This is a genomic window from Formosa algae, assembly GCF_001439665.1.
GTDB lineage: Bacteria > Bacteroidota > Bacteroidia > Flavobacteriales > Flavobacteriaceae > Formosa > Formosa algae.
Window position 1 is genome coordinate 80,229 of sequence record NZ_LMAK01000078.1, and the last position, 14,274, is coordinate 94,502.

11 protein-coding genes are annotated in these 14,274 nt (G+C 34.1%); 6 read left to right on the plus strand and 5 right to left on the minus strand.

Annotation, left to right across the window (positions count from 1 at the left end; translation table 11 throughout):
* Nucleotides 1–2: 2 nt before the first annotated feature.
* From AST99_RS17070 to AST99_RS17080, 3 genes are all read right to left on the minus strand, one after another.
* A complete protein-coding gene (locus AST99_RS17070; RefSeq protein WP_083495721.1) occupies nucleotides 3–2,978 on the minus strand; it encodes a T9SS type A sorting domain-containing protein in 2,976 nt (991 codons plus the stop codon).
* Between the two features lie 48 nt (nucleotides 2,979–3,026).
* A complete protein-coding gene (locus tag AST99_RS17075) occupies nucleotides 3,027–4,532 on the minus strand; it encodes a T9SS type A sorting domain-containing protein (RefSeq protein ID WP_057783841.1) in 1,506 nt (501 codons plus the stop codon).
* 157 nt (nucleotides 4,533–4,689) lie between these two features.
* The gene (locus AST99_RS17080) at nucleotides 4,690–5,319 is read right to left on the minus strand and encodes a 7-carboxy-7-deazaguanine synthase QueE (RefSeq protein ID WP_057783844.1); all 630 of its coding nucleotides are present in this window, start codon (nucleotides 5,317–5,319) and stop codon (nucleotides 4,690–4,692) included.
* Between the two features lie 104 nt (nucleotides 5,320–5,423).
* Between AST99_RS17080 and AST99_RS17085 the strand changes: the two genes are divergently transcribed.
* Genes AST99_RS17085 through rluF form a run of 6 tightly spaced genes read left to right on the plus strand, consistent with a single transcriptional unit; the run spans nucleotide 5,424 to nucleotide 10,497 of the window.
* Entirely contained in the window at nucleotides 5,424–6,941 is a 1,518-nt protein-coding gene (locus AST99_RS17085; protein ID WP_057783845.1) for a helicase HerA-like domain-containing protein, read from the plus strand.
* 47 nt (nucleotides 6,942–6,988) lie between these two features.
* Nucleotides 6,989–7,540, plus strand: a complete 552-nt coding sequence (locus AST99_RS17090; protein WP_057783847.1) for a hypothetical protein — start codon at nucleotides 6,989–6,991, stop codon at nucleotides 7,538–7,540.
* 12 nt (nucleotides 7,541–7,552) lie between these two features.
* The gene (locus AST99_RS17095) at nucleotides 7,553–8,524 is read left to right on the plus strand and encodes a YitT family protein (RefSeq protein WP_057783849.1); all 972 of its coding nucleotides are present in this window, start codon (nucleotides 7,553–7,555) and stop codon (nucleotides 8,522–8,524) included.
* A gap of 7 nt (nucleotides 8,525–8,531) precedes the next feature.
* Nucleotides 8,532–8,897 carry a cupin domain-containing protein gene (locus tag AST99_RS17100; RefSeq protein ID WP_057783851.1) on the plus strand — a complete coding sequence of 122 codons (366 nt, stop codon included), beginning with the start codon at nucleotides 8,532–8,534 and terminating at the stop codon, nucleotides 8,895–8,897.
* Nucleotides 8,894–9,721, plus strand: coding sequence for an alpha/beta hydrolase (locus AST99_RS17105; protein WP_057783853.1), 828 nt, complete (start codon nucleotides 8,894–8,896; stop codon nucleotides 9,719–9,721). Before AST99_RS17100 ends, AST99_RS17105 begins: the two co-directional genes overlap by 4 nt.
* A gap of 20 nt (nucleotides 9,722–9,741) precedes the next feature.
* Nucleotides 9,742–10,497, plus strand: a complete 756-nt coding sequence (gene rluF, locus AST99_RS17110; protein WP_057783855.1) for a 23S rRNA pseudouridine(2604) synthase RluF — start codon at nucleotides 9,742–9,744, stop codon at nucleotides 10,495–10,497.
* A 5-nt stretch (nucleotides 10,498–10,502) separates the two neighbouring features.
* Here the strand turns inward: rluF and AST99_RS17115 are convergent, their stop codons facing one another.
* Nucleotides 10,503–11,120, minus strand: a complete 618-nt coding sequence (locus AST99_RS17115; RefSeq protein ID WP_057783857.1) for a LuxR C-terminal-related transcriptional regulator — start codon at nucleotides 11,118–11,120, stop codon at nucleotides 10,503–10,505.
* Nucleotides 11,121–11,138: 18 nt separating this feature from the next.
* Nucleotides 11,139–14,189, minus strand: coding sequence for a ligand-binding sensor domain-containing protein (locus AST99_RS18505; RefSeq protein WP_198151542.1), 3,051 nt, complete (start codon nucleotides 14,187–14,189; stop codon nucleotides 11,139–11,141).
* Nucleotides 14,190–14,274 lie beyond the last annotated feature (85 nt).

Consider the following 14,274-nt stretch of genomic DNA (forward strand, 5'->3'; position numbering starts at 1 on the left):
AGTTATTGCTTAACCACTCTAATGGTTTGCGATGCATTATCTGAATCTACTTTCACGAAGTAAAATCCGTTTTGTAATGCACTAAAAGACACTTCTGTTCTGTTACTAGAACTTGCTTCTGTTACTAAAACTTTTTGCCCTAATGTATTGTATACGGTTATTGTATTAACAGCAACTTTAGACACTATAGTCAAATTATTATTTACTGGATTGGGAAATACAGTAACTCCTAAAGCAAGCTCAGACGTTTCTGAAATACTTAAAGCCTGATCTGGATAAGCCATAAGCTCGAAATTTGAAGCACTTGACGCATACACTGGAATTATATATTCTATTCCAGCCTCTAAAAGAACATCTTTTGTACCTCTATTATAACAAGAGGTTAACTCATCTAAAGCTGTGAATCCTTCTGCACAACTTCCTGAAAATACAGTAAAGTAAGCATTTCCACCATCAATTTTTGTTAAATCAATGTGATATAATCCTGATTGAGAAGGCATAAAACTATACCAAACCACACCATAAGTACTATTAACACAATCTACAGCAGTAGAATTTAAAGCATTCTCTGTGGTTCCTATTATTTTATTATCTCCATTTAAATCTAATGATTCTGTTAAGGCTATGGCATCTGTACATTCATTATTTGCAACAGGAGTAAAAGGTGTTACACATAAGTCGAAAGTTTCGCCTATATCTATTAATCCAGACCTTACAAAAATGTAATATTGTTTATCTGCAGAGAAACTTAAAGCATCATCTCTACCGTTACAACCACCTAATACATCTGTAAATTCTCCTGTTTCACAGTCGCCTTCTAACACACCATAATATGCAGTTGTATACTCACTCAACGTAATGGTATAATACGCATCTTCAGTTGGAGTAAAAGAGTACCATACATCTCGTCTATCAGTACTACACGATTCAAAATCACTTTCTGTAGCCCCAATTGTTGATCCGCTAATTTTATTATCGCAGGTATCATCAGACACGGATAATGCAATTGCTCCAGTACATTCATCGTTTACAGGTGCGTCTGCAGGAGTGTTTATACAAACATTAAACGTATGGCTTGTTCCCGAAGATCTTGTATAAACTCTAACATAATACACCTCACCTACTGTTAATCCAGAAAGCGGATTATAATCTGTTGTATTACATTCTATACTTGTAAACTCACCACAACTCCCTGTATAAAATTCAGTTCCAATGTTTACACTTGTGCCTTCATAATTTACTTTATCTTCAATTTTAAAATCTAAATTTTCACTAGTTGCAGTGAATTTAAACCAAACATCACCATAATTAGTTCCAGTACATACAGACTCAAAACCATCTGTTACTGTTGAACTGATTGTTGTTCCCCATGTTTTTAAATCACAAGAATCATCTGTATTTATAGCAACCTCTGTAGCGTCTGCACATAAATCATTTAAAGGAGCACAATAGAAATCTACAGTTTCGAATATCTCACAAGCATTATCATCTACATTAGTCACTGAAAAATCAATAGAAGTTCCACTAGCATATGGTCCAAAAGTAGCGATTCCTAATGCTGTAACTGTTTGAGAGGTTTCTCCATCTGTAATAACTAAAGATGTTGCACTTCCTAAATCTGTTATATCTACATCTACTGAAAACGCTCTATTTTCACAATCTGAATTTACGGTATAAGTGGCCGATGGTATGATACAGCTGTTTTCTGAAATAGCTAAATCGTATGTTGAAAATTTAGTTGTAGACGTTGTTGAAACAATAACAAAATACTGAGTATCTGCCTCTAATACGATATCTTGAATAGATACATCTTCTAAACCACTTCCAGAGGTACCCGTTCCTAAACATGTAGTTGCAGTATCTGGACAATCATCCATAATACTTACCACGGTTTGTGTTTCTGTAACATTAGTCAAGTCTATATTTATAGACATTTTTTCTGTTGGCGTTATTGCATAAACCACTTCATTACCACTAATTAAATAGTTAGCCCCACATGGCATTGAAGAATATGTATCTTCATACCCTTCAGATGTTCCTGAAACGGTATAATTTAATGCCGCTGGATCTATAATAATTGGATCACTACAGTTTGTTCCTTGTAAAGGCGCTGAACGAGTAGTAAATGAAGAACTCGCACACGCTGATGTAGCATCTCCATTGTCGTTATAAGGTGTTATCGTTATAAAATATTCTGTTTCAAATGCAAAATCTGCAACCACATTATACGAATTCGTTCTTCCTAAATTAAGTTTATCTATAAGATCTGTGCCACCTTCTGTAGTTCCTACAGATAATTTATAGCCCGTAAATACTCCTGTAGCATTTCCCCAGGTTACACTTACACCTGAAGCAGGATCAATATCTGTAGCCCCATTTTCAGGAATAATAACAGTAGCACTACAGTCTGGCACACTTGTACCCACTTGTGTTACCGATACATTATCGAAAAACACGCTATAATCTCCATCTAAATGAATCACAGACCAACGGATTTGAAAATCTGAATCTTCAGGAACATCTGCTCCTGCAATTGTAAAAGAATGCGATTTACACGCATCTACAGAGTCGTAGTTTGTATTGTCAAACGTTTCAATCTCTATCCAATCTGTTCCATTAATAGAGTACTCTACAGTAAAGCTTCCCCATCCAGATGGCGCTGGAGCACTAGCCCCAAAAAAACCGTAAAAATAAATTTTAGACATAAAATCTACAGTAATATCTGTACCATTAGATGCCTTAATTAAATTTGGTGACACTAATTGTGCTGCCGATTCTGCAGATCCCGAGAACTGTGCATCTATAGATGTACCAAAACAAGAATATAATGATAACGACGTACTAAATCCGTCCTGAGTCCATCCCGGTAGATCAGACTGCGAATTAGACAAGGACTCGAAGTCTTCTTGTATCCCAATTTGCTGGGCATTAAGCAATGCTACCATAAATAGCAGTAATAAAGTAAAGTAATGTTTCATAAATGTTGGTTTTGGTTAATTAATTTTTGGATTGATTCTGTATAAAACTTATTGTCTTACCACCTCTTTGACTATAGAAGCTCCTTGATCGTTAAACATCTTTAAGAAATATACGCCTGATGTTAATGTTGAAATATTGATACTATTTTGCTGTGCACCAACATTTAAATCTCTAACTAATTGACCAGACACATTATACACCTGAATTTTAGACACGGTAAATTTTGTAGAAGAAAAATTTACAATACCATGTGTAAGTGTAGGATAAACCGCAAGTACTGTGTCATCTGCAACAACCTCATCGGTAGATAGTACAAGTTGAGAAATATTATATACCACCACACGTCCTGGTTTAGACTCGTCTGTTCCATGATACGGAGAACCTACAGCTACATATTGTCCGTCTCCAGAAATAGAAACTGCTGCTCCCGTTATAGCCCATTCTGTGTCACCATTTATAGTATCACCTATTTGCGACCATTCTTCACCATCGTAAGCATAAATAAAAACACGTCCAGAACTAGAACCCGCTTGTGTACTATAAGGATTTCCTACAACTAGAATATTACCATCGTCAGATAAATCTACTGAGTAACCATACCACTCATCTGCATCTACACCTTCTTTACTAAAAGATTCTGACCAATCGGTACCATCCCAATCATATACTTTTACAATCCCTCTATCTGAATTATGACCATATCCAGCAGCCACAATACGAGTTCCGTCTGCAGAAATTTTACAATATTGACCAAAATAAGTAAATTCATAAGTTGCAGCTAAGTCACTTCCTACTTGCACCCATGCTGTACCACTCCAATCATAAACCTTAATATCTCCTGTTTTATTTCCAAATTCGTTTTCACCAAACCTAGACCCTGTAACCATTCGATTACCATCCTTAGAAAAATCGACATACATACCATAAAAATCGCCTTCATCTCCAACTAAATCTCCACCTAATTGTACCCAATCTTCACCATCCCAATCGTATACTCTTATTAAACCATTGTTACTATCACTTCCCACATCAAACTGAGGCGTTCCAACAGCAATTCTATCTCCATTTTTAGCTAAAGCGACTGCTGTTCCTGTTCTATCTGCTGCATTTTCACCATCAATATCATCGCCTTTATAAATCCAAGCTCCATCTACATATTGATAAACTCTTACAGCTCCAGCTCTTGGTATGGCTGTATAAGGAAAATTCCAAGGTGCACCACCCGCCATAACATTCCCGTCTTCAGAGACGTCTACACGAACACCAAAACCTTCATTTACATGCTCGCCTATAAAATATTTACCGCGTTGTTCCCAAGTGTCACTTGATTTTTCATACATCACAATTTTACCTGTTTGGCTTACTGGAGAAAGATTAATAACGCCGTCAAAACTTCGCACGCCAACAAGCATGCGGCTGCCGTCTTCTGACAAGGCGACATCACCACCAAAAAACTCTTCATCGGCAGAACCATTTAAATAATTACCTTCTTGAACTTGGGCGTAGCTTATTGCACCAATTAGAAGTAATGGAAAAAGTAGTTTTCTTTTCATTTTTAAATCAAGTTAATAGTTTAAGTTTTAAAACTATAGAAACACCGTCCTTTAGACAATGATAACCTGACCGTTAACCTAGCATTAACCTTGTAACATTATTTTTTTACGATAATGATAAAAAAATGAATATAAATTTAAGATTTGAATATACAGACTATGGAATATTCAAGTATTTATGGGTTTGAAGAGAGACTTTCCATTGCGGATTAGCCATAACATATTCCACAATTTCTGGAATCATTTTATCGCGTTTACTCCACTCTGGTTGCATATATAAAATACAATCTTTATTAACCAAAGCAGCTTGTTCTTCGGCAAATTTAAAATCGTCTTTATTAAAAATAATCACTTTTAATTCGTGTGCTTTAGCTGACACTTCTGGCGTTGGTAATTTTAATTTCTTAGGCGATAAACAAATCCAATCCCAAGTCCCCGTTAACGGGTAAGCCCCAGAAGTTTCAATATGAACTTGTAACCCTTTAGCTTTTAATTGCGTGGTTAAAGCCGTCATATCCCAAGTTAGAGGTTCTCCTCCTGTTACTACAATAGTTTTACTATGAAGTGCAGCCTTTTCAACAATTGTAGTCGTTGCTGTTGGCGGGTGTAATTCTGCATCCCAACTTTCTTTTACATCACACCAGTGGCAACCCACATCGCAACCACCAACTCTAATAAAATAAGCAGCCGTTCCTTTATAAAACCCTTCCCCTTGTATGGTGTAAAACTCTTCCATTAAAGGCAACATCTCGCCTTTGTTTACCAACTCTTGAATATCTTTCTTCATAACGTGCAAAGATAGTTCACTGATTTATGTTTGCATATAAAATCTTAAAAAGATTTAAAGCGTATTCCTTTAAGATTACTATTTTTATAAAAAAATTAAGAATCATGACAACCAACGACGCTTTTTTTAAAGAGATAACCGAAGGAAATACCTTTAAAGGGGAATACATTACTATGGGTTCTGCCATATTAAACGAGCAGCCTATAAAAAATGCTTATGTCAATATTCCTTTAAAAACGTTAAACAGGCATGGTTTAATTGCAGGAGCAACAGGTACTGGAAAAACTAAAACCCTACAAGTTATGGCAGAAAATCTGTCTGAAAAAGGGATTCCTGTGTTACTTATGGATATTAAAGGGGATTTAAGTGGCCTTGCCAAACCAGGAGAAAACCATGTTAAGATAGATGAACGTCATGAAAAAATTGGACTTCCGTTTACGGCTAAAAATTTTCCTGTAGACTTACTTACGTTGTCTGAACAAGACGGTGTAAGATTACGTGCTACGGTTAGCGAATTTGGTCCTATTTTATTATCTAGAATTTTAGATTTAACCGATACCCAATCAGGAATTGTCTCTGTAATCTTTAAATATTGCGACGATAATAAGTTACCACTACTAGACTTAAAAGATTTTAAAAAAATATTACAATACGCCACACAAGAAGGAAAGGCTGAATTCCAAGAAGCTTATGGCAGAATTTCCACTGCATCTACCGGAGCTATTTTAAGGAAAGTTGTTGAATTGGAACAGCAAGGTGCCGATTTATTTTTTGGAGAAACCTCTTTTGATGTTCAGGACTTAACACGAATTGATCACGAAGGTCGTGGTTATATAAACATTCTTAGATTAACAGATATTCAGGATCGTCCAAAATTATTTTCAACCTTCATGCTGAGTTTATTAGCTGAAATCTATACCACATTTCCTGAACAAGGTGATAGCGGAAGACCAGAATTGGTTATTTTTATAGACGAAGCCCACCTTATCTTTAACGAAGCCTCTAAAGCCTTATTAAATCAAATTGAAAGCATCGTTAAATTAATCCGAAGTAAAGGTGTTGGTTTATACTTTGTAACTCAAAATCCAACAGATGTTCCAGAAGCAGTGTTAGGACAGTTAGGATTAAAAATTCAGCATGCCTTACGTGCGTTTACCGCTAAAGATAGAAAAGCGATAAAGCTAACAGCTCAAAACTATCCAGATTCTGAATATTACGATACAGCAACGGTACTTACTAACTTAGGAACCGGAGAAGCTTTAGTATCTGCTTTAGATGAAAAAGGACGACCAACACCTTTGGCAGCCACAATGATGCGAGCCCCAATGAGCAGAATGGATGTTTTAACAACTGGCGAATTATCTGAATTAATTTCCAAATCGAAATTAGTTAAAAAGTATAACGAAACTATAGACAGAGAAAGCGCATACGAATTACTAAACGAAAAGATAAAACTCGCTGAAGCAGAAGCTGAAAAAGAAGCAGAACGCCAAAAAGAAAGCAAAAAGAAAGCGCCAACTCGTCGTAAAAGCACGGCTATGAACCCGATTGTAAAAGTACTTACAAGTGCGACTTTTATTAGAAGTGTCTTTGGAATTTTAACCAAAGTGATGAAAAAATAACTATTTTCACGCCTTCAAAAAAATTATTAAAATAAGATTACTCTAACATGAAAAAATCTATCCTTAGCCTAGCTATCATGGCTCTTGCGTGCGTTAGCTGTTCTACAAAAACCGAAAACTTTACTATTGCTAAAAACAGCATTGGCGCCTTAACACCAACCACTCAAGTTAAAGATTTAGAAACCACATTTGCAAATGACTCTATTGTAAAATTTGTTCCAGGCGGAGAATTTACAGCAAGTATTAATGAAATAGAGATTTTTGAAAAAGGCGGAAAAAAACTATTAACACTTACACCTGTAACTGTTATGGATTCTACTTCAGTAATACGTTCTGTTCAAGTTTTCGATCCACGTTATAAATCAGATAAAGGCATTTCTACATTAAGTACTTTTAAAGATATTCAAGATCATTATAAAATATCCAGCATTGATAATTTAATAAATGCTGTAGTCATTTCTGTAAATGAATTAAATGCATCGTTTACAATTGACAAAAAAGAATTACCTTCAAATTTAAGATTCGATATGAGTTTAAATATTGAAGCTTCACAAATTCCTGATTCAGCTAAAATCAAATACTTTTTCTTAAACTGGTAATCTTATAAATCTATGAATTCACTTGTCTCTAAACTGCTAGTTTTAATTGCTAGAAAAAAACTCGAAACCAAAGAGACAGTGGCCCCCGCTAGTTTAAAAAAGGTTGTACCTGTAGTGCGCACACTGCAAGTAGAGCTTAGTCATGCCATAAAAGAGTATATTTTTATTGCTATAGGTGTTGTTTCTGCAGGGTTTGGCTTAAAAGGCTTTTTACTTCCTAACCGCTTTATTGATGGCGGAGCAACAGGAATCTCTTTACTCTTAGAAAACTTAACCAACATCTCTTTAAGTTACCTTTTAATTATGGTGAATTTACCATTTTTAATTTTAGCGGCTAAAACATTCAATTTAAAATTTGCTTTAAAAAGTATTGTAGCCATTACATTTTTAGCTTTTGTAGTACATTATGTTGAGTATCCTACAATTACAGACGACAAGTTATTAATCTCTGTTTTTGGTGGTTTTTTTCTTGGTCTAGGTATCGGGATGGCCATGAGAGGCGGTAGTGTAATTGACGGCACCGAAGTCTTAGCACTTTTTATTGGACGTAAATTATCTATGACTGTTGGCGATGTTTTATTATTAATAAACATTATCATTTTCTCTTTTGGAGCCTACATTCTTTCTATTGAAACTGCGCTTTACGCCATATTAACATACATGTCTGCAGCTAAAACAGTCGATTTTGTAATTGATGGTGTAGAAGAATATGTTGGTGTAACTATTATCTCAGAGAAGCATGAAGAGATCCGGATTATGGTGACAGAAAAATTAAGACGAGCCTGCACCATTTATACTGGTAAAGGCGGATACAACCAAGAAGGTGGTGCTCAAGAAAAAGATATTATCTACACTGTGGTTACCCGCTTAGAATTGGCTAAATTTGAAACAGAAATTGATAAAATAGACAGAAATGCTTTTATTATCATGGGGCTTGTAAAGGATTTAAAAGGCGGCATGATTAAAAGAAAGCCCTTAAAATAGTCCCCATATGAAAAAATATACACTCGTAACAAATCCATTTGTTGTACCTACTACAGATGGAAAATTAATAGAAGAACATTTTGGTCAAGCCACAACTGGCGACTCAAATATAAGTATTGCACATATGATTGCGCCTGCGGGTTGGAAAGAACCTTTTCAAACCCCAGAGTTTGATGAATTCACTTATATTATAAAAGGCAAAAAACAGTTTATTATTGAAGATGAAGTTGTTGTTTTAGAAGCTGGCCAATCTATTAAAATTGAAAAAAACACACGTGTCCAATATTCAAATCCGTTTGAAAACCCTTGTGAATATATTGCCATTTGCACACCTGCCTTTTCTCTAGACAAAGTAAATAGAGAAGATTTATGAAAACCCTAATTGTAAAATCTGTTGGAAGTTATCTTAATATTTTAAGTTATCTCTCTAAACCTTATGCTGCAAAAAAAGCTTTAAACTTATTTACAAAACCCAGAAAGGGACGTGTTTTAAAACATCAAATCGACTTTTTAGAAACCGCTTTTAATGAAGAGCTAAACTATGAAGAACACCCCATAATGACGTATCGTTGGTTGGGTAAAAAAGAGACTATTTTACTTGTTCATGGTTGGGAAAGTAATTCTTACAGATGGAGACCTTTAGTTTCAGAATTACTAAAAAAAGGATATACTGTTGTGGCTTTAGATGCCCCAGCACATGGCCGATCTGGAAGTAAAGAATTTAATGCTTTACTGTATGCAGAATTTATAAACGTTGTCGCTACACGATTTAATCCAAGCATTATTATTGCGCATTCTGTGGGCGGCATGGCTACTACAGCTTTTCAGAACAAATACCAACTCCCTGATTTGGAAAAATTAATCCTTCTAGGAGCGCCTTCAGAATTTAAAGATATTATTTCTAGATATGTAGATATGTTGGGTTACAACAATCGCATTTCACATCAATTAAATCAAGTTATTCTTAAACGCTTTGGGGTAACTCCTGATATGTTTTCTTCTGCTAAATTATTAAATACCATACAAACAGAAGGCCTCATTATTCATGATAAAGAAGATACTATTATTCCCTATGAGGATGCACTTCTTATAAATCGTGCATACAAAAATAGTACTTTAATATCTACAGAAGGGCTCGGGCATTCCTTAAATAATGCTTTAGTAAGAGAACACATTTACAACTTCCTAGAAGCCTAAACTTATCGTATCTTTGCCACATGGAAACGGAATTAAAACGAATCAATAAATATTTAAGCGAAGTAGGATATTGCTCACGTCGTGCGGCAGATAAACTTATTGATGCTGGTCGTGTCACTATAAATGGTGTTGTACCAGAAATGGGTACAAAAGTAAGCAGTACAGATGTTGTAGCTGTAGATGGCGAAGCTGTAGTGAACACCAAAAAAGATTTTGTGTATTTGGCTTTTAATAAACCTGTAGGTATTGTTTGCACCACAGACACCCGTGTTGAGAAGGATAATATTATTGATTATATTAACTATCCTAAACGAATTTTTCCTATCGGACGATTAGATAAACCTAGTGAAGGGTTAATTCTCTTAACCGATGATGGCGATATTGTTAACAAAATTTTACGCGCAAGTAACAATCACGAAAAAGAATATATTGTAACTGTTGATAAGCCTATATCGCAAACCTTTATAGAACGCATGTCTAACGGTGTACCTATTTTAGATCGTGTGACCAAAAAATGTAAGGTTGAAAAGCTAGGCACTTACGAGTTCAAAATTATATTAACACAAGGTCTAAATAGACAAATTCGTAGAATGTGTGAATATTTAACTTACGAAGTACAAGCACTTAAACGTGTGCGTATAATGAATATAAAATTAGATATGCCTATAGGTGAATATCGAGATATTACTAGGGAGGAAATGAAAGAATTACAGGCTTTAATTGGAGAATCTACCAAAACATATTCTCCGGTTCGTCCATCAAGACGGCGAGAGTAAAATGCTTAACGAATTGCGTGTTCTATATGCGTAGTCATGATAAAGCTTACCAACTCACCTATCGTACTTAAATTGAGTTTCTTTTTAATATTCTTTTTATGCTGATCGACAGTATGCTTAGAAATACTTAAACAATCTCCTATTTCTTTACTGGTTTTCCCTGTTGCAATAACCAATAAAATTTCTTTCTCTCTTTTAGTTAATTCTTCAAGTTTATATATATTTTCTTCTACAGCAATATGACCTTCTTCTTTTTTCTTGAAATTTATATCAGCTAAATCTATAGTCATTTGCAATTGTAACTCGTTATATGGCTTCAATAAATACGCATATGGCACGGTATCTTTTGCTCTATTAATAATTTCTGTATTATCGTAAGCCGTTAAATACACTACTGGTATGTTTTTTATTTCCATGAGTTCTTCAATAATTTCGATGCCATCTTTTACATCGTTTAAATTAACATCACAAATCACCAGATTAATGTCTTCCATTAAAAACAACGCCATGGATTCTTTATAGTTTCTAGCAGAAAACACTTTATTATTCCCTTTTCTTTCCAGACATTTTATTATATCCATAGCCACAATGAGCTCGTCTTCAATTAGTAAAATTCTTCGCATAGGTATTTATTTTTATAGTTAGCAAGGTATTAGTATTACATTTTTTACACCATTATTAGATGTTACCGTAATGGTACCATTTAATTGATGCACCATTGTTTTCACTAAATCTAAGCCTAGTGAATTCTCTCTTATTTCATTACTATCATATCCAATCCCATTATCTTCAATTACTATTTTTAGTTTACAATCGGTCTTAGAACAAGAAATACGCAACAGATGATCTGGACTATATGTTTTAAAAGCATATTTATACGTATTAGTAATGAGTTCGTTTAAAATGAGCCCCAGCAAAGTTGTGTTTAACTGACATAGACAATGTGGTTCTAGAATAAAAATAAGTTTAAATTTCTGTGTTTGACTATCGGATAATAAGCCTAAAATTTTTCTTGAAAAATCTTTTAAGAATACAGGAATATCAGTAGGCTCGTCTTTTGAAGCCAAATCGTTTTGAATATAGGCAATGGTTAAAATTCTATTTTTGGCAATATTCAGAATATCTTTCACCTCTTCTTCTTCAATATTATTAGCCTGCATATTTAATAAGCTTGAAATAATTTGGAGGTTGTTTTTAACACGATGATTTAATTCCTTCATTAAAAATTCTATATTATTATTCTGTTCGACCATGACAGAATGAGACGCATTTAATTCTGCATTCTTCACCATTAAATCTCTTGTTCGGGTTGCAATAACGCCTTCTAACTTTAATTTATCGCGTTTCAGTTTCGAGGTTTTAAACAGATAAAACAATATTCCAGAAAGCAAGAACACTCCAATAAACAACACCTTGAATTCAGGTTTTAAATACCAAGGCGGAACTATAATTAAGTGTACTGTTTTTAATTTCGGGTTCCATTTACCCACATCGTTCGAAGCTTTTATTTTTAAAGTATAGTGTCCCGGATTTAAATTGGTATAGGTAACATTGTTTTTCTTGGATACAGGACTCCAGTTATCGTCAAAATCTTCTAACTTATATTGATACAAGCACTTGTTTGGGTTTAAATAATGAATGGCAGAAAAATTAAAAGTCAAGACGTTTTCTTTACTTTTAAAAATCAAGGTGTCTTTAAACATTTCATTATTTTCTATAGGCTGATTGAAGAGTTCTACAGATTCTAAACTCACATTTGGCAAGTACGGATTGTCTATAATTTGATTTGTATTTATAATATTAAAACCATCAATCCCACCAAAGTATAAGATGCCTTGGTCGTCTTTAAAAAAAGACTTACCATTAAATTCATTATCCTGTAAACCGTCCTCTTTAGTATAGTTGGTAAATGATTTATCTATAGGATTAAACACAGAGAGCCCAAAATTAGTACTCATCCACACTTTATGATTGGCATCTGTAACAATACCATACACAAAATCGTTAGGAAATCCCTTTTGCTTATAATACAGTGTAGATGTTTGTGTTTTAGTATTTATATAGGTTAATCCAGAAGCTGTACCAACCCACAGATTCCCCTTGTGATCTTCTGATATTGAAAAAATTCTGTTATTTGTTAATTGTAAATCTCCCTTGGCGGTCTCTGTAATATGTCTAATAATTTTTTTAGATTCTATTTCGTACAAACCATTATCTGTACCCAACCATATATGATTTTTTGAGTCTATAATTGATGTTCTAGCGCGATCTATTTGAGTCCCGTTAAACGCTAACTTGGTAAATGTTTCTGTAGCGATATCGAATTCATTGATACCACCAGACCAAGTACACACCCAAAGTTTTTCTTTTGAAACAGGTATAATATTAAGCACCTCATTATCTGTAAGACTATTTTCTGAAGCGGTATGTTTCCATTGTTTAAAACGATCGGTAATGGCATCGTACTTCATCAATCCATCAGTAATGCCGCCTGCCCAAAGTGTCCCATTTTTATCTTTACAAAAGTCGTAAGTTATGCCGCCTTTACCTGTATTGTATAATTTAGATGCTCCCGTTTTTAAATTATAACTTACAGTGCCCGCATAAGTCCCCAGCCATAAAGTAGAATCGTTTTCTTTTTGAATAGGAAAAACACTAATACGTTCATCGCCGTATAAATCTTTTAAATTCACTTTAAAACTATCAAATTTCTTCTGAAACTTATTGTAATGAAAAACACCTTCTCCTTCTGTTCCAAACCACATATTCCCGTAGTTATCTTCAATAACTTCAGTAAAATCGACTAACTCATAATGTTTATTTTCATTTACATTATCAAAAATTACACTGTTATAACTATCTGTTACAGCATTATATTTAAACATGCCTTTTGGAGTAAGCACATAAAATTGAGAATCACTTATTTTATGAAATCCATCGACAGTAGTCTTTATTTTGGTATCACTAAAACGAGACGTCGCTTTATTATAAACCTGAATTCCTTGTGCAGATCCTATATAAATTTCATCTTTAGTATCTACAAAACTAGACACATCTTTACGCTCAAAATCTGGCACATGTGATGTGGTATAATCTTCTAAATTTAATTCTAAAATCCCCGTTTCTTTAGTCGCTAACCAGGCTCGTTTACGATCTAATACGAGTACATCTTCCACTCTATTTTCAATGGAAAGATTAGAAAGGTTTATGATGGTATGGGTTTTAAGACGCCTATCAAAAAGGATAAAATGATTTTTAGCTGAAAATAACAATAGCTTTTCTGTGAGTTGAAAAGCTTTATAGGTATTATTTAAATCTGGGTGATCCTGTTCTGTAAGTAATGAGAAAAACTGATTTTTAGAACGAATATATCCTTGAATACCTTTAGAATTTGTTGCAATCCATAAAGTGTCTTTTACCGAAAGTAGTCCACGAATATGATCGTCTGATAAACTAGATTGATCTTTAGGATTAGAAATATAACTTTTAAATTCATGACCATTAAAACGGTGTAGACCATCTTCTGTGCCAACCCATAAATAGCCCATATCATCTAAGGCAAGTGCTTTTGTATTTAATTGTAAAAGCCCGTGTTCTTGCCCTAAATAATTAATTTGTATAATATCTGATGTTTGCCCATTTGCATAAATACTCCATAAGAAGACTACACACACTAGGTATACTGATCTCAAATCGTTAAAGTTAGGTTAGTTAGATAACTAAATTTAACAAAAAAAGTTCGGTTATAATGTGGGCTTAAAAAAAATAAGCATAACT